The sequence below is a fragment of the Desulfobacter curvatus DSM 3379 genome, from assembly GCF_000373985.1.
GTDB lineage: Bacteria > Desulfobacterota > Desulfobacteria > Desulfobacterales > Desulfobacteraceae > Desulfobacter > Desulfobacter curvatus.
Genome location: NZ_KB893079.1, coordinates 31,456 through 58,092 on the forward strand (window position 1 = coordinate 31,456; position 26,637 = coordinate 58,092).

Genomic DNA, 26,637 nt, shown 5'->3' on the forward strand with positions numbered 1-26,637 from the left:
AAACATTATGAATGCCATAAAAATTTTATAAAAAGGGTGTATCAGTCATGCTGGATTTTCTTCCCTCCCCGGTTAAGGGGGCGCTTTCATTTACCGGATATTTAATAAACACCATTTGTTTGACTGTGCCTTTGATTTTAACATCTATTTTAAAATTTATCATACCCTTTAAAGGGATGATTGTATGGCTGGACAAATTCCTTATCTGGATTGCAACCCTTTGGATCAGCATCAACGGCATAAATTGTGATTTGTTCAACAAAATAGACTGGCAGGTGAACGGGTTGACCCGGTTGAAAAAAAAGGACTGGTATCTTGTCATATCCAACCACCAGTCCTGGGTGGACATCCTGGTGCTGCAAAAAATTTTTAACCGCAAAATCCCCATGCTGAAATTTTTTTTAAAAAAAGAGCTGATCTGGGTCCCTTTTCTGGGCCTTGCCTGGTGGGCCCTGGATTTTCCGTTTATGAAACGGTATTCAAAAAAATTTCTTGAGGCCCATCCCCACCTGAAAGGCAAAGATCTCGAACGTACACGCAAGGCGTGTGAAAAATTCAAGCACACCCCGGTGTCGGTGATGAATTTCGTGGAGGGCACCCGGTTTACCCCGGAAAAACATGAACGCCAAAACTCGCCCTTTGACCGGCTCCTTTTGCCCCGGGCCGGCGGTATTGCCTTTGTGTTGGGCTCCATGGGCGAATACCTTCACAATATTGTTAATGTTGCCATTGCCTATCCGGGCGGAGTGCCGACCTTCTGGGATTACATTTCAGGCAAAACAAAACGGATTATTGTGGACGTTGATGTATTCCCTGTAAGCAAACAAATGATCGGTGATTACTTTAATAATGACGGGTACAAGCAACAATTCTGTGATTGGCTCAATCAAATCTGGCAAGAAAAGGACAAAAAAATAGAAGAACTGCTTCTTTGCGAACCAGCGGACAGTAGGCCATCCATCTGAAATGAATAAACAACATTTGCAGGATGTGGTGTTCGGATAAAAGATGATGGCTGGCACAACAAGACTATAGCTAGAATGTTTACGTGCGTTGACCCTGATGTGTGGGGGCGGCGTGCAACAAAAAGGGATCTTGGATGTCTAACATCCAAAGGAAATCATCGCCAGGGGATCTAAACAATCCGGCAACACAGATGAACAACTCAGGGCGCGCGATCAAAGATCGTCCACCTGCATCTGGTAAAATATCTGGGAGTCTTCCCCATCATCGGATTTAACAGGCCGTTCGGTGATCCGGACATGGTAAAGATCAGTCTTTGGCACGAATGTGCTGTGCAGCCCCATAATAACAGTGCCGGAGACGATCTCATCAACCACTACCACCCGGGCTTTTCCGGGGATATGCTCTGACCAGCGGATCAGATTTTTTTTCTCATCTTCCAGAGCCTTTTTTAACACCGCAGGTTCGAAAATCTGCTGGTCTATTTTTGCGGCCTGTTTTACAAAGTCTTTAATTTTTTTTGCACATGTCTGTATTTTGGTTTCTGAAACCGTTAGATTTTTTTTAAGTCCCGTCAAACGACTACCCAAAGATTCCCGGTCACCCCAAGGCAGGTCCGACCGGGAATCTATTTCCCGGTATTCAGCCAGTAGCCGATCCCTGACCCGCTCCAGTTCGCTCATCTGCTTTTTAAGACCAAAAGCCTGACTGCGAACGGCATTCTTTTTCTTGCCAAAGTTCAGGATTTCTTCGTCCAACCGCATTGTACCGGCACTGTTTTTTTCAAGTTCCCGGGCGGTAAACGCATCATGCCCGACCCTGATCCTGGAAGGGCCGGATGTTCCGGAACTCACACGCTGGGCCATGAATCCCATTTTAGCGGACACCCGGCTTGAAACCACCATACCAGTGATAATGGAACAAGCCCCGGAGCATTCAATTTTTGAATCCACAATCTCTTTTTTAACAAACACATCACCCATACAGACAATTTCGCTATTGCTGATGGATTGGGCATACACATTTCCCCGGGCGTACACCCGGGCGTCATTGATGCCACGGGCAATGGTCAAATCTCCGTCGGCTTCCACAATGCTGTTGGATATTTCCTGTGCGGAAACATCAGCACCGCAAACCTTGGCCCCGGCTTTTATGCTTCCGGTGACACGTATGTTGCAGCCAACGTCAACAGGCCCGGTCTCTTTCTCGATATCCCCGTTAATGTCGGATTCTTCATTGACAACAATCAACCCGGCCAGGGTGATCCTGGGGGCCCCACGGACCGTGGCCAACACTTTTTTACCGTCCTCGGACAGCTCTGCGCCGACGCCGGCACGAAAGGGATCATCCGCTTGTTTCATTGCCGAAACGGCATTGCCGAAGACATCTTTGCCGGGCTGGGGGGTGCTCCCCGCAATTTTTTCAGCCAGCACCGTGCCTTTTTCCACCGACGGTCTTGGGCCCCAGTGTTTAAAATCAATATTGCCGGAATCATCCATGCCACCGGTTCTCAGATAATCCGTATTAAAAAAAAACTCAATTTTGGTATCTTTACCCGGGGACGGCTCTATCCCCTGGGCCACATTGAAAAGTACCGAATCCGCAATGGGGGATTTGATAAAGGCCTCTATCCGGTCATCCGCTGCCAGACCAAAAACAACGCCTTTTTCCGCCAGGGCCGTTCTAATGACCACGGCCGGGATATCCGGATCCATGTCACAGAGTTTTGATAAAAATGCACAGAGATGATCGCAGGAGACCTGGAGCAAAATGCCACCGCAGATCTGTGTCACCTGTTCCAGCCGGTCAAGGACCAGGCCATTATCGGATTGCAGGGTTTCCCCCGTGATATTATTTGCAGGTGCGGGATGCGCTTCATGGCCGAGCATCAGACCGTCCGCCACGGGTTTTGGTGGTGACAACGGTTTGTCAGCCAAATCGGGCGGCTTGCAGGACCGGTTTTGAAGTTTGAGTATTTCATCCCGCTGTTTTATGGTGATCATACCTGCTTCCACCATCACATCACCAATACGCCTGGGCTTTTGTCCTTTTTTAAACTGCTCTTTTTGTTCCTCCAAGGCCAAATCCAGGACGCTTTTATTCACAACCTTCCTGGCCAGCGCAATGGCACCGAACTGATATTCCTGCTGGTGGATGGAAACGGCCTTGACTGCCATCGTCAACCGGTGAATATTCTGGGATGAAATTAAATTTTCGGCAAGGAAATATGCCTTAAGCTTTTCTTCGACATCATTGTCCCCTGTGCATTGGGCAAGGGCCTTTTGCAACTGTTCTTCACTGATGAATTCGTTTTTAACAGCCAGGATTCCAATCAGCGGCGCAGTCTTCCCTTGTTTTGACCCATCGTCTGCCATATTTTCCCAACATCCTCCTTAAATTGTCGCCTTTCGGACGGCTGTTAGTTGTTAGGAAATAAAAATTCCTATTCACTATCAGGACAATCGTCAACCGGCAACAGCAATGATGCCTGCAAACAACAAGGGGAACTCGAACCAGAACTCATAAAAGTTGGCGGAAATACCACTGTCTTTATTATATCGTATGGTTAATATAAACATAAAAGCCGGTATCAGGGCAAGGCCGCAGACAACAGGCGACATCCAGACAGATAAAATTAAAGGGATGATCATTGTGGCCACAAGAGTATAATGAACAAATTTAAGGCTTTTCTTTTTACCCAGAAGAATGGGAAGAGTTTCTCTGCCTGTAATTCTGTCTCCCTGGACAGCCAGGATATCCATAAAGGCGGTCCTGGCAAACGAAAGTCCTGTGGCAAACACAAAGGCGACCAGGGTCAGCCCCGGATTTGCCTTAAGGCTGATTCCGGGCATCAGGCTTGTGACAATCCCCCATGCCGCTGCAATAAGAATGGTTTTTGATCCGGGCACATCTTTAAGCCGGTAAATTTTACGTCCGGAGAAAAAAGAGGGAAAAATGGCACGGGAATAGGACATGCCCAACAACATCATGATAAGCAGCACACCAAAGTACCCCCATCCCCTTGTCCAGGCAAGGTAAAGCCCAATCGCACCGGACAGAAACGCCACCAACAAAAGCCATCCCTTGTTTTGCTTATAAAGGGCTGCCCGGTCCGGTTTGTTGTAGGTGTCGGACCCGATGGTCATCATGTTGTTCATGATCTGCATGGAAAGAATATAAAACATGGCAATGACAGCCGGTATACCCGGATTTTGGGCGCCGGAAATCATGGCTGTTCCCAGGGTCAGGCAGGCAGCGCCTGCGGCCAGAATAATGTTGGTTTTCATCAACACATCCAGCACGGCCAACACTTTTCCCCGGCCGGGTTGTTTTTCCCTGAACGCCTGTTCCACTCTGCTGCAGGTATCATTGATAATCCAATTAGGGGTGGAGGCCCCTGCGGTAATGGCAATGGATTGTGCATGGGAAATGGATTCATAGTCGATTTCCGATGCCTGTTCAATGTGCATGGACGGCTTACCGGTTTCCGCAGCAACCTGGGCCAGGCGCTTTGTATTTCCGGAAAATTTTCCTCCCACAACAATCACTGCGTCATGGGTACCGGCCATTTGCCTGACTTCATCCTGACGCTTTTCCGTTGAATCGCAGATGGTGTTGAAGATTTCGTAATGGGAAACGTTTTTGAGACACCAGGCCTTAATATCCGCAAAAATTTTAGTATTCTGGGTGGTTTGGGCCACTACCACTGCCTTTTCGAACCTGGGAAGCGCTTTAAGCTCATCCAAGCTGGTGACTGTATGCCCCTTGTCCCGGGCATATCCCAGAAGCCCGATCACCTCAGGATGCTTTTCATCGCCCAGAATAATGGTGTCGTAACCTTTTTTTGAATATTTATCGATGATCACCTGAACCCGTACCACCCGGGGACACGTGGCATTGACCACGGTGAATCCGGCATCAGCCAGGGCTTTTTCATCCTGGGGCGGTACCCCGTGGGCCCGGATGAGCACAATGCCTTTTCCGGATTCAGGAATTGTATCCATCCGAAAAATATGTTTGCTTTCCAGCATCTCCAGAACCTGGGGATTATGGATTAAAGGGCCATAGGTATAAATGGGTTCCTTGGCCTTATTGGATTCATCCAGCACCATGTCCACAGCCCGGCGGACGCCCATACAAAAACCGGCGGTTTTAGCAATTGAAATTTTCATGAAATTCTGCTCAGCAACTCCACAAGACGGTTAAATTCAGACCCGGAGGAAAATTTGATTTCGATGCGTCCACGGCCCCCACTTTTTTTGATGAGGACCGGAGAATTGATCCGGGAGGATATTTGGGACGAAGTCTCTTCCAGAAATTTTTTTTCGTCCGCAGTAATTTTTTTTGCGATTTTTTGGGGCTGTTTTTTAGCCTGATTCACCAAACGTTCGGTTTCCCGCACCGACAGATGTTTTTCCATCACTTGCTTAAACAAATAAAGCTGATTATCAACAGCGCCTGCCCCCAGCAGTGCCCGGGCATGTCCCATGCTGATCTTTTCGGCAATCAGCCCCTCTTTAATCTCTTCGGGCAGGCTGCGCAGACGCAGCAGGTTTGCAATGGTGGACCGGTTCTTGCCGATTTTCTCGGCCACTTTTTCCTGGGTGTATCCAAACTCGTCAATGAGCCGGTAATACGCTTCGGCCTCCTCAAGCACGTTGAGGTTTTCCCTTTGGATATTTTCGATGATCGAAACTTCAAGAACCTGCTCATCCGTCAGGTTGAGGATAATGACGGGTACCTGGGCAAGTCCGGCCGCTCTTGCGGCCCGCAGGCGGCGCTCCCCGGCAATCAGCTCATAGGCGCCATCCATTTTCCGGGCCAAAAGGGGCTGGAGCACGCCCTGTTCGGCAATGGACTGGGTAAGCCGTTCAAGTTCCTCCTCACTGAACCGGGTTCTCGGCTGGTAGCGGTTAGGAGCTAACTGATCAACATTACAAAAGAAAAAATCCGAATTGGCTTCGGGGCCTTCCATATCGGGGATAAGCGCTGATATGCCCCGGCCTAGACCGGTGTTTTTGCGTTTCTTATTCATGATCGCTTTAAAAGTTCCCTGGCAAAGGACATATAACTTTTAGCGCCTGGTGATGTTTTATCATACAGAATAACCGGCAAACCATAACTTGGGGCTTCTCCAAGCTTCACATTGCGGGGAATTTTTGTCTTGAACACCAGATCTTTGAAATACTGCCTGGCATCATCCACCACATTCTGGGATAAATTGGTCCTGCGGTCAAACATTGTCAGCAAAATACCTTTGATGGTCAGACTTGAATTAAATGCATTCTTAACCCGCTTGATTGTATCTAAAAGCTGCCCTAATCCTTCCAGGGCAAAAAATTCACTTTGCAATGGTATGACGACGGAATGGCTTGCGGAAAAAGCGTTCAACGTTAAAAGACTTAACGCAGGCGGACAATCAATGAGAATGAAATCAAATTGATCAGCCACAGGAACCAAAAGTTCCTTGAGACGAGCCTCCCTTTTTGAGGACGACATCATTTCCACTTCAAATCCAATGAGATCAACATTGGCCGGCACCAGGGTCATTCCCTTGAGCATGGTGGGCAAAAGCATATCCTCAATGCCGGTTTCTCCTATCAAACCGTCATACAAAGATGCTTGCAGGGAGGGTTTATCCACCCCAAGAGCAGTTGTGGCATTGGCCTGGGAATCACAATCCACAAGCAGCACTTTTTTTTTCAGTTGGGCAAGGGAAGCCGCCAGATTAACTGCTGTGGTGGTTTTACCCACCCCACCCTTCTGATTGGCAATACTGATGATCTGAGTCATAATCCGATTTTCTTATCATATTTAAAATAGAGAGGCAAACATATAGCCATTCGACCTGTCGGCGATTGGGTTGCTTTTTGAGGATACGGCAGGATCACAAGCTTTGATTTGACTACAGCACGCCCCCTGTTGCCCCGGAAATATCCCCCAACGATTGGGGTAATGCTTTTATTCCCCTATTCCAAAATGCATGTCAATAAAAAAAATAGCTGTGCGTGCCCAACGGTTTATTTGACATTTTCAAAACCTTGGCTACTATTGGCGGTATTATGTCAGTTACAGATCAGATTAAAGTGCTTATTCCAAAGGCCATGTGCCGGGACCGGTATATGTTGACCAGGGCCTTGCGCAGCAAAGGCAAATCCGGCAAAGAGCCAGGCAAAAATTTTTTAAAAAATCTTCTGTCAAAAGCCCAGGCCTCGGCTGATACCAGGCAGCGGCGCATGGACAATATGCCCCAAAATATCCGGTTTGACCAGGATTTGCCCATCAATGCGGCAAAAGACAAAATCATTAAGGCCATACAGGACCATCCGGTGGTCATCATTTCAGGTGAAACCGGCTCAGGTAAAACCACCCAAATTCCCAAATTATGCCTGGAAGCGGGCCGGGGAATTTCGGGCATGATCGGCTGCACCCAGCCCCGGCGCATTGCCGCCATGACCGTGGCCAAACGCATTGCCTTTGAACTCAACGAATCTTTGGGGCAATCCGTGGGATACAAAATCCGGTTTGATGACCACACGCCGGATAACGCCTATATCAAGCTGATGACCGACGGCATTTTGTTGGCTGAAACCCAGCAGGACCGCTTTTTAAATCAATATGACACCCTGATTGTGGATGAGGCCCATGAGCGCAGCCTCAATATTGATTTTGTGTTAGGTATTCTGCGCGGCCTTGTCAAAAAGCGCCGGGATCTCAAACTGATCATCACCAGTGCCACCATTGACACGGAAAAATTTTCCAGGGCCTTTGACAATGCCCCGGTAATTGAGGTGTCGGGCCGGATGTATCCGGTTGAACTGATCTATGCCCCCATTGAAGATGAGAATAATGATGGGGACAGCACCGGTGCCCCGGATGACCAGGGTTACGTGGAAGCAGCCGCACGACAGACCGCCGATCTGTTAATGCGCACCCATACCGGAGATATTCTGATATTCATGCCCACGGAACAGGATATCGGAGAGACCATGGAAATACTTAAAGGCAAAAACCTTTCCGGAGTCACGATTCTGCCGCTGTTTGCCCGGCTGTCTGCCGGTGAACAATCAAAGGTCTTTCTTTCCGGCCCAGGCAGAAAGGTGGTGGTCTCAACCAATGTGGCGGAAACCTCTTTGACCATCCCCGGCATAAAATATGTGGTGGACACAGGCCTTGCCCGGATTCCTGCCTATTCTCCAAGAACCCGGACCACGGCACTGCCGGTCAGTCCTGTGTCCCAATCCAGCGCCAACCAGCGCATGGGCCGATGCGGCCGTGTGGAAAACGGGGTGTGTATCCGGCTTTATGATGAAGATGATTTCAATGGCCGACCCTTTTTTACAACGCCTGAAATTTTGCGCTCCAACCTGGCTGAAGTTATCTTACGCATGATCGCCCTAGGGCTTGAAGCTGTGTCCACCTTTCCCTTTATTGACCCCCCTGCCCCCAAAAGCATCAAGGATGGGTTTGACACGCTGTTGGAACTGGATGCCATTGCAGCCAACAGGCCCGGAAAAAAAACGGGTGCCTCCAAAAAGCCGGGCAAAAAATACCGGCTCACCCCCTCGGGCCGGCTGATGGCCAGGCTGCCCATGGACCCGAAACTGTCCCGCATCCTGCTCAATGCCGGAGATACGGGTGTACTTAAAGAAGCGGTCGTCATTACCACGGCCCAGACCGTGTCCGACATCCGTCAGCGCCCAACAGACAAGGTCCAGGCCGCAGACCAGAAACATGCCCAGTTCAAGGACCCGGCATCAGATTTTATTACCCTGCTCAATATCTGGAATGCATGCATAGACGCCAGAAGGCGGCTGAAATCACGTTCGGCCCTACGCAAATGGTGCATTGAAAATTTTCTTTCCTTCAAACGGCTGCGGGAGTGGCAGGATATCCATGGTCAGATTACAAGGATGATCAAAGAGCATGGCATTGAACAGACCGAACCTTCAGTTGCCGCCCAAGCCTCCCCTGATCTCAAGGCCGGCCAGTTTGAGCATGGCGGTCCCTTGTATGCTGCTATCCACAAGGCCCTTCTGCATGGATATCTGGCCGGCATTGCCCAGAAAAAAGAGAAAAACATTTTCACGGCAGCCAAGGGAAGACAGGCTGTCATTTTTCCGGGTTCCGGCCTGTTTAATAAAGCCGGCAACTGGATTGTGGCTGCCGAATATGTCAAGACCAGCCAGCTTTTTGCCCGGTGTGTGGGCAATATTGACCCGGCCTGGATTGAAGAGATCGGCCAAAGCCTTTGCACCCGAACCTACAGCGATCCCCACTGGGAAAAAAAACGCGGGGAGGTGGTGGCATCCGAACAGGTCTCTTTGTTCGGCCTTATCCTTGCAAGCGGCAGATCCGTAGCCTATGGCAAAATCAATCCCGAGGAGTCCGGGGAACTGTTCATCCGCCATGCCCTGGTCCAGGGGGAGATATTCCAGGAATTCGGCTTCATGGCCCACAACAAAAATCTCATTGAGGAGATCTCAACCCTGGAGGACAAAACCCGGCAGCGGGACATCCTGGCTTCGGAAGATGAAATCTATCTGTTCTACCAGTCCCGGTTGCCCAAACCCTTTTACAACATCCGAACCTTTGCCAAATTCATCAAAGATAAAAAAGATGATGCCTTCTTACGCATGACACGTGAAGACCTGCAGAAAACCGATGTGGACCAGGCGTTGCTGGCCCGGTTCCCAGACACCCTTGCCACGGACCAGGGGGAGTTTGCCCTGGATTACGAATTTAACCCCGGGGCAAAGACAGACGGGGTGACCCTTAAAGTGCCAAGCCAGGATGCGGCCCTGATCTCCCCCCACCAGGTGGAGACCCTGGTGCCGGGACTGCTCAGGGAGAAGATCGCCGCCTTGATCAAAGCACTGCCCAAAGCCCATCGGGTAAAGCTGATGCCCATCCAGCAGCGGGCGGATTTTATTGCAGACCATCTGCCCGACTCGGATGTGCCTTTATACTCAAAGCTCTCCGGTGTCATTCGAAAACATTTCAACCTTGTGATCCCCGCCTCAGCCTGGTCGGATGCGGATCTTGCGGATCACTTGAAAATGCGGATTTCCATCCGGGACCACAAAGACAAGGAGATCAAATCCCTAAGGGACTTATCCAAACTAGGGGCATTTGCCACCCAGCGCCCTGCCCCAAAGACAAATGCCTTTGAACAGGCAAAAAAGGCATTTGAAAAAACAGGGATCCGGGAATGGAATTTTGCTGACATTGAACGGGAAATCCCGCTGGACGAAGGCAACGGCACCCGGCGCAAAGCCTTTCCAGGTCTTTGCTGCGGGCAAGACAACGATGGGGTGACGTTAACCTTATTTAAAACAAGGGAAGCAGCCTTGGAAAGCCACCTCCAAGGGGTGGGCCGCCTGTTTGAAATCATGTTCCCCGATGATATCAAGGCATTGAAAAAAGATATAAACAGAACCGAGGGCTTAGGCCGGATCGCACCCTACTTCAATGACCGCCCGACCTTTGCCGCAATGGCATACAATGCCATGGCAAAGGCCTTTTTTCAAAAAGAAATTTTTACTCAAACGGCGTTTGACGCCCATGTGCAGACGATTCGTCCGAAGCTGTATACCCTTGGCCTGAAAGCCATGGAAAACATTTTAACTGTTGGCCGGGAATACGCCGCCTGTTTTGATCTGCTGCAAAACTTAAGTCTTGCGGCCAAAGACCGACCGGTGATTTTTGAAGCATTAACAGCAATATTCAATGAACTTAAAAACCTGTGTCCGGCCAATTATCTGGAACTCTATGATTTAAACCGGATTGCACTGCTGCCAAAAAATCTGGAATGCCTCTCCATCCGTGCCAGGCGCTGGGTTGACAACCCGGCCAAAGAAGCCCAGAAAAAAGAACTTGTCGCACCCTATGAACGAAAACTTGCCCACCTGATTTCAAGCCTTGACCAGGCCTCTTCAAAGGAAAAAACCAACGCAGTGGAAGCGTTTTTCTGGATGCTGGAGGAGTATAAAATTTCCGTATATGCCCAGGAGTTGAAAACCCGGTTCAAAATTTCAGCCAAACGCCTGGACAAGGCCTTGTTGGATGTCTCCACCATGATATAGAGCCTGTACGGGTTCAAAAAAGTCTGCTTCCGGTTTTCCGCGGAAGACTTCAATCTTCAAAACATACATTGGATTTTTTCCCCGGACATCCAGAGACCTCGGCAACACTTGAATGCCCGAGACCTCCTATCCTGGATCAAATGGGCTGGGCATCGGTTTCATCCTGTGAGGGATCTTTCAGAGGAGATTCGGATGCCGACACATGGATCAGATAGTGCTCTGTGGGAAGCTGTTCAAACAACGGCAGATCTCCCAGCCATTTCCTGAACCGCTGCCACCGGGCAACCTCGAGCGCTCCGCGCGGTGTCCTCAATGATCTGTCCGAAGAGATTTCTTTGAATTTAAGCCGAAAACTGCGGACAACCCTTCCCTGACTGTTAATCAACGGTGTTCTGCCTTCAATGCGCATACCGAAATGCCCGGCATTTCGCGCAAAATACGTTTTTTCAAACAAAACAAAAGCACTGGCGGTCAACCCGCTGAAACTTGGGTATGTCCGGGACAAAAAATCCAGAGTCAGGTCCAGGTCTTCATCTGTTGCGGTCGGCAGGCCGAAGATCATCAAACCGAGGTTTGAAATACCGACAGACGCTGAATGGTTGATCACGGATTCTATCTCCTCAACGCGTGTGCCTTTATTGATGAGATCAAGCAGTCTCTGGGACCCGGTTTCAATTCCCCAGCCGATCCAGCGGCAACCGGCGGCCAACCAGAGTGCAAGGCGCGCCTGGGTACAATCGGCAGTCGGCTTGCCCAGTATATGAAAATGAATATTGAGCTTCTGCGCCATGATTTCCTGGCAGATGGCATCCATATCGTCGGGCGTAATATACTCATCGGCAAAATAAAAGTGGCGGACGCCAAGCGATTGTGTATAAATGGCCATCTCGGCCACAAAGTCACGAACCTCTTTTTTACGATGCCCGCCAAAGGAAAAATTGTGTGAGCAGAAACGGCACCGCCGCCAGGCACATCCCCTTGAGAAAAGAACCGGGAGTACCGGAACCGGATTAAAATACCTGTCAAGAGGAAGTTCTGAGAAATCAGGGGCCGACAATCCTTTCAATGAAAGGGTTTGGGCTTTCTTATTGATACGGATATGATCGCCTTCCCGGTAAATCAGGCCGGGGATTGCATTTAATGGACGACCCTCACAGAGCGCAGCAGCAGCTTCTTCTCCTTCACCGCAGACCACGGCATCAATTTCAGGCACCGCTTCAAGTAGCTCTGTTACCGGCATCGCCGACATCATAGCCCCGCCTAAAACAATCCTGACCCGGGAAAGCCCTTTGATATTCAGGGTATGTTTGAGTGCTCTGGCAAGTGCGGCAGCAAACGAGACTTGTTCCGGAAAAAGAACTGAAATCCCCACGAATCCAGCCTCTAATGAGAGAACCGGATCTACCTGACTCCCAAGTATGGACAGGAATTCTTGATCGGCTTCACCGGTCTCAAGATATAACCTGGCTTGCTCACCCACATGGGTCATCCGGCGCCGAAGCCGGTCCCATACTTGTTTATAGTATCGGGTTTGTCCGTGGTCGAGAAATTGCCCGGCCTTTCCTTGGGTAAATGCAAGGAGATCATGGCCTTCAGGGTCTTCTATTGCCAGGAGGTGCCAAAGTGCAATGTTTAAATCAATTAATCGAACGTCGGCATCAGGCACCCGGGCCTTAATATAGGGTGCAAGCGATGCGATACCTAATGGCACGTATGTGGCACCTGCTTTCGGTGGGAAAACAAGAACAGCACGCATTCTGTCAAACTCCTCTCTTCCTCTTTCTTGATGATCCGGTTGTTTTTATCAAAGTAAAGGAAGGGGGGAAGGGCAGATAGAATCCCGATCAAAGACGACGGGTTTCTTATTGAGAAAGATGATTACCCTTCCCCCCGAAAATATTTTTAACGCAAAGGTATGCAATAAAAATACCAACGTTAAAAACGTGAAACCGGTATATACCGATCCTGCTTTGGCCCTGTTGACATAACCACTGGGTGTTGTTAATAAATACCACCTCTGACGGATCAGCATCTATCCTACGGCAGAGCGGCAGAAATCCTTTGTGGGGTTTTAAATGAAAGACATACTGGTTCTGACCCATGCGGAAGATGAATGGCACCTGATTTCAAACGCCCTGTCCGATGTCGGCAACATCCGCCGGGCACCAGATCTCAATGCGGCGCTGGCAATGCATACCCAGTCCCCATTTGATCTGATCCTGGCCGACATCGAACTGCTGGCGGCCCATCCGGGTATGCCGGCGTTCAGTTCGGTCAATCCATTTGTTCAGTTTATTGTACTGTGCAACCGATCCAACACCCGCCAAACCATTGAGGCGGTGAAAGCCGGTGCTGTGGGATACCTGCTGTCTCCGGTACGGGAACGGGATATCCATCTGCTGCTTCCCGCCTTAAACCAATCCCGTTCCAAGGACTTTGAACTGGATTACCTGCGGGATCATTTCTGGAAGACTGAATGGCTGGACATCATCCGGTCCCAAAATGCGGGCATGAAAAAGATTTTTGAGAATATCCGGTCTGTTGCACCCACCATTGCCACCGTCCTGCTGCTGGGCGAAACCGGCACAGGGAAAGGCACCCTGGCCCGGCTGATCCACTGGCACAGCCGGCGATTCGAAAAGCCCTTTATCTCCATCCATTGCGGTGCGATCCCGGATACCCTCATTGAAAGCGAATTGTTCGGCCATGAAAAAGGCTCATTTACCGGTGCGGAACGAAAAAAACCAGGCCGGTTTGAAATGGCAGAGGGCGGCACAATTTTTTTAGATGAGATTGGAACAATATCCCCGTCCGCCCAGGTTAAGTTGCTCCAGGTGCTCCAGGACGGTACCTTCAGCCGGATCGGAGGCGATGCCGTCCTCAAAGCCAATGTACGCATCATCGCGGCTACCAATTCAGACCTGGAAGACGCTGTCAGCAAAAGGATATTTCGAAAAGACCTGTTTTACCGTCTCAACGTGTTTCCCATTGAAATTCCGCCCCTCAAAGAACGGATGGAAGACCTGGAATATCTGGTGGATGTATTTTTAAAAAAATTAAACGTCAAGTACGGGAAAAATATTCAAACGGTTCATTCGTCTGTTCTGGAAGGATTCCGCCACTATGAATGGCCCGGCAATATCCGGGAGCTTGAGAACATCCTTGAACGTGCCTATATTCTCGAAACTTCCACTGTGCTAACGACCGATAATTTACCCATCGAAACCCAGATGGCTGTGATCCGGGATATCCCAGCCCCCGGCACCGGACAGACCCTGACCCAGGCGCGCCAGTATGCGGTCAATGCCTGTGAAGTTTCCTATCTGACCAGTCTGCTGGCGCAAACCAACGGCCGAATTAATGAAGCAGCACAGAAAGCCGGTATTACTCCCCGGCAGCTCAACCGCCTGCTGACCCGGCACAGGCTGGATAAAAAACAATTCAAACCCCCAAAAGACGCCTGATGTCCGAATAAAGCATACAGTATTATTGCTTTAAGGACATTCGAAGTCCGATTCTTCTCCCAAATCTGTGTTGGTATAAACTTTGCTGATGCATAGACCCATCAAGGCCACATTTGAGAATTGTGCCCTTTTTTTATAAGAAAGTTCCAATAAGTTGTTGAATTACTTTCTTACTTTGTTGTGGGCTACACCTCGGTGCTGATATGTCAGGTCAGCCCATGGCTGTTATATGAAAGTCTCCAACAACTATCTGGATTTTTTCTATCTTTGTTGTGGGCCGAAGCCTGGGTGTAGATAGACCAAGGACGGCCCATGGCCGTTATATCCATACAGGAGTTAAATTGCTTCGATGAACGATATACCTTGTATCGCATGTGTGTTGGCGGGCGGTTCCTGCTGCCTTAACAGGCAAATTGTTTTGACATTAGGAGATGTACAGCGAATCAGTGCCTATGCAGGGCACCACAATTTTTTTGTGATGGAGAAACCGGAACCCTGGTATCTTGATCCTTTCTACGATCCGGCCTGGCTGCCCCTGGTATTGAATCCGGAAGGACTATTCAGGGTTCTTAAACGAAACCCGGACAAAAGCTGTGGAATGCTGACAAAAACAGGATGCATTTTACCCTTTGAATCCAGACCCCTTGTCTGTCAATTGCATCCATATATGTATACGGAAACAGAAATCATAGGAATTGATGATACCTGTCCCATTTCCAAAGAAAAGGATGGATTCACCATTTTGGAAAGACTGAACATGCCCATGGGAAAAGCTATTGGCTGGCAGCATTTGCTTTATAATGAATTACATACCGAACGAAACGGAAAAACGTTTAGTCCTTTTTTCAAAACAGTCATACCCCAATTAACGGATAAGGGAAATTGTACGATACAGGAAGGCAATCATTTACAATCAACCCTGGGGTAAGTATGACACCAAGATATATATCGTTTAATCCCATACGCTCCATTGGCATTCCGTGTGTTGCTTATCTAAAACCTGGAGACATGGTGCATTCCATACATGCCGTTAAAAATGCCATAGCCGTTTTATTCCCGGAATACTGGCAGATAAATCCGTTGGTCTATGCATTGAAAAAAAGGATCTTTCCAAGTGTTTCCACTTACCATCTCGGCCATGACAAGGTTGAAATGACAAGAAGCCTCCAAATGCTGTGTCCGGAAAATGTGCTTAAAACAGGTATTTTTTCAAATGAAAATATCTGTTTTGAAGAACTGGCAGCGCAATTTGGGTTGCCCTTTGTCTGTAAGCAAATTAGAAGTTCATCCGGACTGGGGGTTTTCCTGATCAGATCCTTAAACGATTATGTATGTTATGCGCAGATGAATCCGGTGATATATGCCCAGGAATATGTTCCTATGGAGCGTGATTTAAGGATCGTTATTATTGGCGAACGCGTGGTCAGCGCATATTGGCGGGTGGGCGGGACTGATCATTTTCATAATAATGTATCCAGGGGCGGGATGATCTGCAGAACAGATGTTCCCACAGATATTGTAGATAAAGTATTGCAGGTTGCCCAGGCTCTGGAGGTGAACCATGCCGGATTTGATATTGCCGTGACAAGCCATGGAATATATGTGCTGGAATTTAACCTATATTTCGGAACCCGGGGCATTCCCTTTAGTTCTTATGAACTGGGTAAAATGATTAATCATTACCTGTTGGAAACGGTTGGGTTGCATTAAACGTTGGCTCATGTTGTATTTCAGGGCCTTAGGTGGTACCAGTCTTAGGGCCTTTTTAAATTGGAGCCCCCCAAAAGATCATCCCTATATAATAATGTCGCATGAAAAGAATAGTGGCCGAATTTTTGGTAAATTTTATTGCACATACAAGGGATTATGTGCACCTGGCGTTAGGTTAGAGTTTACAAAATTTAAGTTTTTCACATAAAACAGCACAAATGGATTGTCGCGCGCCAATCCTTTGGCCGGGTATGTTTATAACAATCATTGATAAGTTTTTTTAGTGATTGCTCGGGAAATATTTGTCGTCTTCTGTTTGCATTACGCATTTTTTTCTGTATCCTACCTTTAGATTCCACCTTTACATGGAGATCTCATCTCAAACACTATCATCGAAAAGAGTCCGTCCTTTTTGATAGTCTGCCTGAATAACAGCCATGGGCTGACCTGACATATCAACTGCCAGGCATAGCCCACAACAAAGCTTGAAAGATCTGAGTAACTTACCCAGACTTTCTTATAAAAACCACATGATTATCTGAATGATTTAAACTGCATGCCATGGAATCAACAGGCGTTGCCAGGTAAAGACGCCTATCAATATACGGGAAGATCGCCATGAAGCTGGGTAAATATAAGATCTTAAGAATTCTTAAAACGGAAAAATATAAAACAATATATTTGGCAAAATGCGGCCGAAAGACTTTTTTCGTACATGAATATTCAAATTCAACAATGGCGGATCATGAGCATAAAATAACCGACTGTCTTACAGGGTGCCATGTTGATCAATTCATAGATTCGTTTAAAGATAAAGAAAAAAGCCTGTTAGTCCAAAAGCCCTTTACAGGGTTATCTGCAGTCCAATATTTCAACGATCAATCTTTGAAGCCGAATTTGCTGCAGGCACAAATTCATTTTGTCCGGTCCGTGTTATCCATACTTAAAAAAATTCATGAAACCGGGGTGATCTACAACAACCTATCGTTGGAGAACATCACCATTGATCAATCCGGCCAGGCCATGCTGCATAATTTTTTACCGGCAATCCTGTTGGAGGATTCACCTTCCCCCGGCTTTGACAACCTGACAAACCCACTTTTTATGGCACCCGAACGTACGGAAAGAATGGAAGGGATGCCTTCCTTCAGTAGCGATTACTATTCGTTCGGCATCCTTATGTACCGGGTTCTCACCGGAAAACTGCCCTTTACTGCAGATGATCTGCCTGCACTGATCCTACTTCATGTGGCCCAGCAACCCACCCGGCCTTCTCTTGTAAATGCACAAATCCCTGAAAACCTCTCCAGGGTCGTTGAAAAAATGCTGGAGAAGGCACCGTCAAACCGATACAAATCCATTGAAGGTATTTTATATGATTTAGACCATTTTTCCGATCCCAAATTCCTGCCGGCTGGCATGGATATGGATCCGAAGTTTAAGGTCTCTGCCAAAATATACGGCAGAAAAGAAGAAACAGACCGGCTGAAAAAGGCGGCTGAATCCCTTAAAGCTGGAAAAGTCCGCTTGGTCTGCATTTCAGGGTATTCGGGCGTGGGGAAGTCCACCCTTGTGCTTGAGTTTCAAAAATCCCTTGGAGCCCATGAGTACCGGTTCATTTCAGGCAAATTTCAGCAATATAAAAAAGACACCCCCTACTTCGCATTAATAGAAGCCTTTAACAGCCTTTTTGACATACTGCTGTTATCAAAACAGGCGGTGCTGGATGAATTTCGCAGCTCTTTTAAAACGGCCATTGGGGATCAGGGACAAATCCTGATATCCGTCTTTCCCAGGCTTGAACTGATTGTGGGCAAACAAAAACCTGTGGAAACGTTGATGGGGGAGAACGCCCAAAACCATTTTAATTATATTTTTATAAAATTCATCAACATTATTGCCACCCGGGAACGTCCTTTGGTTCTTTTTCTGGACGATCTTCAATGGACAGATCTGGTCTCCTTGAATGTGCTGCGTGCCGTCCTCCAGAACAACGCAGGCTTTTTGCTCGTGATTCTGTGCTATCGCTCCAATGAAGTGGATCAGCATCACCCCTTTTGGCAATGGCTCCATGATGTCGGCACGCTTCAAATTCCGTATGACAAAATAACAGTAACGGATTTACGGCCGGAAGATGTTTCAGCTCTTGTGGCAGACAGTTTAGGCCGGTCCAACCCGGAATTAAGCAAAATCGCATGTCAAAAAACCAATGGAAACGCCTTTTTTGTCCATCAGTTGTTAAACAAAATGGCAGATGACAGCTGCTTTATCCGAGATGTTAAAAATAAAACCTGGCAGGTTGATCTCAAAAAAGTCTCGTCATTAGAAATTTCCAGCAACGTGGTGGAACTTATGCAGACCAGACTGAAGCGCCTGCCTGTCAAGGTGACGGATCTGATAAAAATTATAGGCGCTGTGGGGCACAATGTGGACTTTAGTGTGCTGTCCATTGTCACAAAAAAAAGGCTGGAAGATATCCGCCGGATACTAAAACAGCCCTTTGAATACGGGTTATTATGCCAAAAAGAAAATCATCTCTATTTTACCCATGATAAAATCCAGCAGGCCTGCTACCAGCTCAATCCGCCTGAAGAACTGCCCCTTTTACATTTCACCATTGCAAACACGCTCATGCATAATGAGCTATACCAACAACCTGATGATCTTTTCAACCTCGTGGGCCATTTGGATAAAGGGTTTGAGCATATATCCGGTAACTTTGAAAACTATATCAGAATTTACATGAAAGCCGCGATGAAAAGCAAAGAGATATCAGCATACAATGAGCTGTTGAATTATGTTGAAAAAGCCCTGTCTCTGCTGCGAAAGGGCCATCCCGATACCGTGCGGGACCACGTATACTGCCAATATCATATTGCCCTTTACCTGAACAGCCGGTTTAAAGAGGCCGATGCCTTTTTCACGGAAAAACTTACCCGGATTCAAAATCATCTGGCACTCAGGGAAAATTATTTTGCCAAAGTCTCCCAGGACAGCATGCTCAAAAAGTATAAACAAGCTATGGAATTAGGTATGTCTGTTTTAGAACCCTTTGGGATTGAGTTGGATATTGATCCCAGTATTGATGACCTGAACCGGCATCTGGATGAGATGGCATTGGGGTTGGCCCAGGCGGGGGTGACCACCATTTCAGATCTTTTGAAAATTGAGCGGAAAAATAAGGATGAAATGGCCTTTATCTGCGAGATCATTATGGCCATGGTGCCGGCCTCTTTTTTTTATAATCCCAGAATCTCATGCCTGCTGTTCTTTGCCACCGTTCAGCTGGCCATAAAAAATGGTGTGTTTGAGGGCATGGCCTATGCACTTTCAATTGTATCCACGCCATTTATCCTGATCAGAAACGACTACAAATCCGCACACCAATATGCAAAATTTGCAGTGCAGGTAGCCGCCGCCAATAAACGGGCGCTGGGAAATGCCAAACATATATTGGTTCTGCTTACCTGGCATTGGTGCAAATCCATGAAAGATGATACCGCCCTGGAAATTGCCATGGACGCCCATCACCTGCTGGTGCAGGGTGGTGATATCCAGATGGCGGGATATACCTACTTTGATACGGTCTCATATATGTGGGAGCGCGGAGACACCCTCCAAAAGGTTCTGGCAGAAATTCAAAAAACAATAGAGTTTAATGAAAAAACCCAAAATCTTCATGGTACCGCCATCATTTTACCTTTTCTTCAGATGGTAAAAACATTGATGAGCGACGATGGCGATTTATGCAATTTCCGCCAGGATGGATTCAATGAAGCGGACTACATTGAGACAAATAAAAAAAATCCCATGGCCCTTAGTTTGTTTTTCGTATATAAAACCCAGCTTGCATATATGGGTGGTGCGTTTAAACAGGCCTATACACTTGGGTGCGAAGCAAACACGCGTCTGCTTTATATCACCGGGTTCGTTTCAGCCCAGACAGGGCTTTTCTATGCCGCGTTAGGCGCCTGTGCGGTACTGGATCCTGCCGACGAACAATGGGATATTGTCACCCGGGCATTGGACCAGATGCACCAATGGAGCCAGGGGTCTGCCGACAATTTCAAACATAAATTTCACTTTCTGGAAGCAGAAAGTGCCAGAAGGAAAAATGATCTTCCTTTGGCCATCCGTTGTTATATCCAGGCGATTGTAGCCGTCAGGCAAAACCGGTTCCTACACGAAAAAGCCCTGATATATGAGCGATTTGCCTCTTTTTGGGAGGAACAGGATAACACCGAGCTATGCGAGTATTACGTTAAAAAGGCGATCCAAGATTATGAGCTCTGGGGCGCAACAGGAAAAAGTCACCAGCTTCGGCAAAAATACCATAATATCCATTTTGAAACCCAGTTTCATGACCTGGATCTGTTAAGTGTCATCAATGCCCAGAATATCCTGGCCCAGGAGACCGATATAAGGGCATTGTTAAAACAGATGATGCAGATTCTTCTTGAGGTATCCGGTGCCGAACGAGTTTTTTTGATTCTTAAAAAAAAGGATTGGTATGTAGAAGCATTCAAAAACACAGAAGGTAAAGAAATTTTCATGGAAAGCCTGCCCTTGCACGGGGAGATGCTCTATGTTGATATGGTAAATTACGTGATTAGAACCGGTCAGCCCGCCAATCTCGAGCAGTTTCCAGTTCAGCCGGAAAGTGCATATCTGACCCGGGTAAAGCCGAAATCCCTGATTGCGATTCCGGCAATTGTCAGTTCCCAAATTATTGCAGTGATTTACCTGGAACATAGGCGAATCAAGAATATATTCACGGCAAGCCGCCAGGAGACGGTCAGGCTGTTGTCCACGCAGATCGCCATCTCACTGAACAACGCAAAAATATACAATCAATTGGAACTGCGTGTCCAGGAACGGACCAAAGAACTGGCTGCACAGAACGAAGCACTTAAGATCGCCCGCAGAAAAGCGGATCAGGCCAATGAGGCCAAATCTGAATTTTTAAATAACATGAGCCATGAGCTGCGCACCCCGCTAATTGCCGTAACCGGTTTCAGTGAACTTTTGTCCACTTTGGTGTCCGATCCCAAACAAAAAAGCTATCTGGACGCCATCAAAACCGCCGGAAAAAATCTGGTCACCCTGGTAAACGATGTGCTTGATCTGTCCAAGATTGAGGCTGGGAAAATGGACATCACTTTTTCCCCGGTGAACCTGAAAACCATATTCATGGAAATTGAACAGATCTTTAAAATGAAATGCAAGGCAAAAAAACTGCAACTGGTCATATCCCATTGTACGGATCTGCCGGACCGGCTCTATCTGGATGAAATCAGGATCAGGCAGATTCTGTTAAATCTTGTGGGAAACGCTGTAAAATTCACCGATAACGGCGGGGTGACCCTTTCTTCTCATGTTGAAAAAACCAATGAAGACAAACTGGAATTAACCATATCGGTTCAGGATACCGGTATTGGTATTCCTGCAGCGGATCAGGAAATGATTTTTCAATCCTTTGAACAACAAAAAAAACAGGACCCAGCCAAATATGGCGGGACCGGCCTTGGCCTTGCCATCACCCGGCGATTGGTTAAGCTGATGAAAGGCAGCATATCGGTCACAAGCACCCCCGGCCAAGGAAGCCGGTTTGAGGTCCGTTTTTTTAATGTGGAGGCAAGCAAAACCCGGGATCCGGGACCTGAAATATCCGCCACCCCCCTTGAGAACATCGTATTTAACCGGCAAAGAATTCTTGTTGTGGATACAATAGAATCCAACCGGTTATTTCTCCAGGAGGCGTTGTCAAAAATGAACCTGGAAGTGATGACGGCCAATAATGGACCTGAAGCCATATTGCTTTCCATTGAACTTCAACCTGAACTTATTCTCATGGATATCAAAATGACGGTGTTAGATGGTTTTAAGGTTGCCGGCATATTAAAAACGCGCCAGGATACCGGCCGGATTCCTGTTATCGCCTTAACCGCCTCCCCCACCACAGAAGAAAAAAAAGCGGCCCTTAATTCAGGGTTTGACGGTTATTTAACAAAGCCTCTACATCTGGGCTCACTGTTGTCTGTAATTTCCCAATATGTGACATATAAAATCATTGATAATACACCTTTTGAAAAGGAAAAATTCAACAAGCTGCTTCCCCTGGAACAGGTTGATCAGCCGGATCTGTTGTACCGGCAGCTGCAACATGACATATTGCCCTGTTTTGACAACCTGAAAAATGCCTTTATCGCAAATGATTTCAAAATGCTTGGTGAAATGCTCAGCACAATTGGTGAAGCGTTTAACATACAAGAGATGTCTGATATGGGCAATCATATGCTTGATCTTTTAACCGCTTTTGACATCAAAAAAATGCAAGCGTGTCTCAACAATTATGCTAAGATTATAAAAACATCCATCCGCAGCCTGGAGGCGTCCAGTGAGTGATAAAAACACGTTAATCCTGATTGTTGATGACAATACGGAAAACATCCAATTTTTAGGCAGTTTATTAATGTCCAATAATTATGAAGTGGGTGTGGCCCATAATGGTATTGAAGCATTGACCTTTTGTAAAAATAAACTGCCGGATCTTATTTTACTGGATGTCATCATGCCGCAGATGGATGGTTATAAATTTTGCGAAAAACTGAAAAAGGACTCAAGAACCAGCCACATACCGGTTATTTTTGTAACGGCAAAAACAGAAACCCGTGATATTGTAAAAGGATTCAACGTGGGCGGCGTTGATTATGTTTCCAAGCCCTTTATCCCCGAAGAGCTGCTGGCCCGGGTCAAAACCCATGTAGAAATGAAACATTTAAGACACCTTATTCCCATCTGCTCTGTATGTAAAAAAGTCAGGGATGTCAACGGTTACTGGAAAAGCCTTGAAGCATATATTGAAAAATATTCGTATTCATCTTTCACCCATAGTATTTGTTCTAATTGCGGCGACAAATTATATGGAAAAGAGGCCTGGTATATTGAAATGAAAGAAGATTCAAACGATTCGCTTTGAATCTTCTTTCATTTCAATGAGTTTCTTGAACGTGCGTCCTACAATGGGGAACAAGAAAAGCCATCTCAGGCAACGGATGCGGAAAAGCCAAACCGGCCGTCAAGTTCCAACGCCAGTTTGTCACCTGATTTCAACCCCGCCACACCGGCCGGGGTTCCGGTAAGCACCACATCCCCAGGCAACAGAGTAAAAAAACCGGACATGTAAACAATCAAGTCAAAGATCCCGTTAATCATCAGCTTGGTACTTTCATCCTGGCGCACCTGGCCATTCACTTCCAGTTTCAACCGTGTATCCTGGGGGGTTGCAAGGTCGTCAGGTCCAATAAAGGGGGAGATCGGACAGGACCCGTCGAACGCTTTTGCCTTCTCCCAGGGCAGCCCTTTCTCTTTCAGCGATTTCTGGATATCCCGCAGGGTCAAATCCAGAGCAATCCCATAACCTGCAACAGCGGCCTCAACCTCTTCCCGGCTTGCCCTGCTGATCTTTTTGCCGATCAACACTGCTAATTCCGTCTCATTGTGGCAATCCTTAGTAAAATCAGGAATAACAATGGGCTGACTGATCGACTGCAGCGATGTTGCCGGTTTGATAAATAAAATTGGTTCCGTGGGCATGGGATTGTCCAGTTCCTTGATATGATCCACATAATTGCGACCGACACAAACCACCTTTCCCACCGGCAGGCCGCACACAGACCCGTCGTTAAATATATGCTGATATGTCATAATTACCTTTTGTTCTTTTGGAGCGAGGGCGTCCCGCCCGCAGTAAAGATGCGGGCGGGACGCCCTCGCTCCCAGGTTAAGTTATTTCGGCGTCATTTCCAAACAATGTTATCAGTCCTTCAACGCCAAAAACGCCGGCGAGTGGTCCACCAAGTATTCGGCAAGCTCATCGACCTCAGCATAAACACGGGGATCCAGTCGTTTTAGCCAGCGCTTCGGTATGCCCTCGACCCCATAAACCGCACCGGCAAGCATACCGACCAATGCGCCGGTCGTATCCGCATCCCCCCCTTGGTTTACGGTACCGACGAGGCAATCTTCAAAGTTGTCGGTTGAAAATAAAAAATGTAAAACAGTCTGCACCGTATCAACAACAAAGGCAGAGCTCTTACCTGGATACGGTTCATAACAAAAATCCGGATATTCATTCACAAAACCTTTGGTCTGCATCAGAAGCTGACCAAATAATTGGGCACCCATCATGGTCTCATGAAGCAGACGGCCAAAAAAAATACATGCCGCATCAGACAACGGATTATTGTGCGTAATATGAGCCTGCTCCACCACATATTGGGCAAGGAGGTCGTCATTTCCCAAGGTATATAGGGCAACGGGAAGCATGCGCATCAGAGCCCCGTTTCCGGCACTCCAACGGCTTGGTGCCGCTTCAAGGGTTTGGTGGAGAATGTAATTTCTGATTCCCCTGGCACATGTGGAGCCGACATCAACCGGGCGGCCTTTTACCCAATCGGCAAATTCATCGGCAACGGCAGTAAGATTCCATCCTTGGGAATTTCGAATGGCCCGTGCGATACAAATTGACATTTCAGTGTCATCGGTCACTTGACCGGCTTTGAGGTACAGCCATCCTTTCCCGATGATCTGTTTATGTACACCATATTGTAATTTGATTTCCCCGGGCGTCATGAACTCGGTCGTTGCCCCCAAGGCATCGCCAATGGCAAGGCCGACAAAGGCCCCTTTTGCCTTCTCCACAATTTGCTTTCTGTCAGGTACCCGAACCGATTGCATGATGACTTTCCTATTATATGATTCGTCTGGAGATATCGTACAAACCGCCAATGACCAACACTTCCTCCTCCCCCTTTAGTATCCCGGAATGAAGAAAAGCGCCATCAAAAAAAATTTTGGAAACAGGCACCTTGGCTTCAATAACGAATGTCCCAAATTCCCAGGCCCGCTCAAAATCATGGGTAAAGGAATTTAGATTATTGAGCCGCACCACCCCCTTACCCGTCTTGGCATCCCATTCAAGCAGTTCATGATCGTAAAACCCATGAACACCTCTGAAAAGGGTGATGTGAGTGGTGTCGGGATCGCGGCGGTTCAACTCGTACTGAACAAATTCATAAAGAAGATCAAGCTGGTTAAATATGCCATTGGTTCGCGCGGAACCCTTCATGCGATCCTTCATATATGATAAATACTCGTCGCTCTCTTTCCCGTTGATCCGGCCGCAATGATAGGTTGGGGGCAACCCCATCCGGGTTTGCACCCATCCCTTCAAAACAGCCCCTTCAATGGAATCGGCATCAAAAAGCCAGCCCCGGAGAAATCTTAAGTAGCTGTGTTTTATACCGAGTAGCTCACCAACGTTACTTTTTTCCTGCCATTGATGAAGATGAAACGCAACTTCCATATAATCTTGAAATATTCTTGCCCTTTCCTCCCAGCTGGAAAGGTTGTCCAACTGTTTGAAAAAATGGGCATGGGTCGTCCGTACACCATGGACACTTAACGACGTAGGATTGGCGTTGAATTCCAGGGAACCAATGACCCAGGCCGGCACACTGCACAAGCTGTATTGATAACGATAATCGGACATGAATTATTCTATAAGAACCTTTATATTTTTTAATCGGCCTCGGGATAAGCAAGCGTTGGGTCTATTTCATACGTCCATGGCAGCCCTTCATTCTTCCAACCACCCAGCACACGCTTCCCATAATACACACTATTTTCGTCTTTTACTTTATCTCCTTCAAACCCGCCCATCATGTTATATATTTTATCAATCGGCCAGCTGGCATTTGAAGCCGCGACGTTTGCCGCATCACAGGAGCGGCTGCCACTTCTGCACATAAAGATAAGCGTATCGGTTTCAGGATTGAAATGTTTTTTAAGGTCCTCTGTAAAATTTTCATTAATTGCCATACCGTACCCTTTGCTGGCATGTTTTCCTGTCCAAAATTTTACCGGAACATGATATGCAATAGTCGGATGTCCAACCAGAACATACTCCGGACGGGTTCTGACATCCACAATAAAAACATGATTATCTTCGGTTGCCATTTTGTATGCTTGGGACGGCGTTAGATCTCCACCTTTATGGCCTTCCTTTTTACTGGAATAGGTCAAGGGTACGTTTTTAGCGCAGCTTACAGCAATCATAGAAGTGATAATCAAAACAACAACCATACAGAGATAATTACTTTTTTTCATCTTTAACCTCCTGTAATAATGTATGTTTCTTAGAAAGTCTGTAAAACATTGACAGATCTTTCAACGTTCGTTATGGGCTGAACCCGGGCGTTGATAAGGCCAACTCAGCCCGCGGCTGTTTCTAAAAATTGGAATATCAATTATTCATGGGGCGAAGTTTTATCAGACTTTAGAATCCGGGTAAAGGTGGTCTCGATATTATTTAAAGGCTCATGTCGCGTTTTGGGGTCTTTTGAAATTTGTTG

The 26,637-nt window shown here is 47.3% G+C and carries 16 protein-coding genes; 7 read left to right on the forward strand and 9 right to left on the reverse strand.

The window, feature by feature from the left end:
• Nucleotides 1-47 precede the first annotated feature (47 nt).
• Nucleotides 48-965 carry an acyltransferase gene (locus tag B147_RS0118270; protein ID WP_020588650.1) on the forward strand — a complete coding sequence of 306 codons (918 nt, stop codon included), beginning with the start codon at nucleotides 48-50 and terminating at the stop codon, nucleotides 963-965.
• Between the two features lie 213 nt (nucleotides 966-1,178).
• Here B147_RS0118270 and B147_RS0118275 read toward each other — a convergent pair whose 3' ends face one another.
• The 4 genes from B147_RS0118275 to B147_RS0118290 form a co-directional block, all read right to left on the reverse strand.
• Nucleotides 1,179-3,338 carry a flagellar assembly protein A gene (locus B147_RS0118275; protein ID WP_020588651.1) on the reverse strand — a complete coding sequence of 720 codons (2,160 nt, stop codon included), beginning with the start codon at nucleotides 3,336-3,338 and terminating at the stop codon, nucleotides 1,179-1,181.
• 90 nt (nucleotides 3,339-3,428) lie between these two features.
• Nucleotides 3,429-5,135, reverse strand: a complete 1,707-nt coding sequence (gene ispH, locus B147_RS0118280; protein ID WP_020588652.1) for a 4-hydroxy-3-methylbut-2-enyl diphosphate reductase — start codon at nucleotides 5,133-5,135, stop codon at nucleotides 3,429-3,431.
• Complete coding sequence (locus tag B147_RS0118285; protein ID WP_020588653.1) at nucleotides 5,132-5,998, reverse strand: ParB/RepB/Spo0J family partition protein; 867 nt, start codon at nucleotides 5,996-5,998, stop codon at nucleotides 5,132-5,134. Before B147_RS0118285 ends, ispH begins: the two co-directional genes overlap by 4 nt.
• On the reverse strand, nucleotides 5,995-6,756 hold the full coding sequence (locus tag B147_RS0118290; RefSeq protein WP_020588654.1) for a ParA family protein: 762 nt from the start codon (nucleotides 6,754-6,756) through the stop codon (nucleotides 5,995-5,997). Before B147_RS0118290 ends, B147_RS0118285 begins: the two co-directional genes overlap by 4 nt.
• 269 nt (nucleotides 6,757-7,025) lie before the next feature.
• On the opposite strand from B147_RS0118290, the gene hrpA reads away from it, so the two are divergent.
• Nucleotides 7,026-11,048 carry an ATP-dependent RNA helicase HrpA gene (hrpA, locus tag B147_RS0118295; protein WP_020588655.1) on the forward strand — a complete coding sequence of 1,341 codons (4,023 nt, stop codon included), beginning with the start codon at nucleotides 7,026-7,028 and terminating at the stop codon, nucleotides 11,046-11,048.
• A gap of 136 nt (nucleotides 11,049-11,184) precedes the next feature.
• Here the strand turns inward: hrpA and B147_RS0118300 are convergent, their stop codons facing one another.
• Nucleotides 11,185-12,804 (reverse strand): B12-binding domain-containing radical SAM protein, encoded by a 1,620-nt coding sequence (locus B147_RS0118300; protein WP_020588656.1) that lies wholly within the window; start codon nucleotides 12,802-12,804, stop codon nucleotides 11,185-11,187.
• 319 nt (nucleotides 12,805-13,123) lie between these two features.
• On the opposite strand from B147_RS0118300, the gene B147_RS0118310 reads away from it, so the two are divergent.
• From B147_RS0118310 to B147_RS0118330, 5 genes are all read left to right on the forward strand, one after another.
• On the forward strand, nucleotides 13,124-14,512 hold the full coding sequence (locus tag B147_RS0118310; protein ID WP_020588658.1) for a sigma-54 dependent transcriptional regulator: 1,389 nt from the start codon (nucleotides 13,124-13,126) through the stop codon (nucleotides 14,510-14,512).
• Between the two features lie 349 nt (nucleotides 14,513-14,861).
• A complete protein-coding gene (locus B147_RS28850; RefSeq protein WP_020588659.1) occupies nucleotides 14,862-15,440 on the forward strand; it encodes a YkgJ family cysteine cluster protein in 579 nt (192 codons plus the stop codon).
• A 2-nt stretch (nucleotides 15,441-15,442) separates the two neighbouring features.
• Nucleotides 15,443-16,222 (forward strand): ATP-grasp domain-containing protein, encoded by a 780-nt coding sequence (locus tag B147_RS0118320; protein WP_033397610.1) that lies wholly within the window; start codon nucleotides 15,443-15,445, stop codon nucleotides 16,220-16,222.
• A gap of 618 nt (nucleotides 16,223-16,840) precedes the next feature.
• Nucleotides 16,841-22,627, forward strand: coding sequence for an AAA family ATPase (locus B147_RS0118325; RefSeq protein WP_020588661.1), 5,787 nt, complete (start codon nucleotides 16,841-16,843; stop codon nucleotides 22,625-22,627).
• Nucleotides 22,620-23,201, forward strand: coding sequence for a response regulator (locus tag B147_RS0118330; protein WP_020588662.1), 582 nt, complete (start codon nucleotides 22,620-22,622; stop codon nucleotides 23,199-23,201). Before B147_RS0118325 ends, B147_RS0118330 begins: the two co-directional genes overlap by 8 nt.
• Nucleotides 23,202-23,266: 65 nt before the next feature.
• On the opposite strand, the gene B147_RS0118335 is transcribed toward B147_RS0118330, so the two are convergent.
• From B147_RS0118335 to B147_RS28855, 4 genes are all read right to left on the reverse strand, one after another.
• Nucleotides 23,267-23,929, reverse strand: a complete 663-nt coding sequence (locus B147_RS0118335) for a fumarylacetoacetate hydrolase family protein (RefSeq protein ID WP_020588663.1) — start codon at nucleotides 23,927-23,929, stop codon at nucleotides 23,267-23,269.
• A gap of 111 nt (nucleotides 23,930-24,040) precedes the next feature.
• Entirely contained in the window at nucleotides 24,041-24,961 is a 921-nt protein-coding gene (draG, locus tag B147_RS0118340) for an ADP-ribosyl-[dinitrogen reductase] hydrolase (protein WP_020588664.1), read from the reverse strand.
• Nucleotides 24,962-24,974: 13 nt separating this feature from the next.
• Nucleotides 24,975-25,775 (reverse strand): NAD(+)--dinitrogen-reductase ADP-D-ribosyltransferase, encoded by an 801-nt coding sequence (locus B147_RS0118345; RefSeq protein ID WP_020588665.1) that lies wholly within the window; start codon nucleotides 25,773-25,775, stop codon nucleotides 24,975-24,977.
• 29 nt (nucleotides 25,776-25,804) lie between these two features.
• A complete protein-coding gene (locus B147_RS28855) occupies nucleotides 25,805-26,392 on the reverse strand; it encodes a rhodanese-like domain-containing protein (protein ID WP_020588666.1) in 588 nt (195 codons plus the stop codon).
• Nucleotides 26,393-26,637 lie beyond the last annotated feature (245 nt).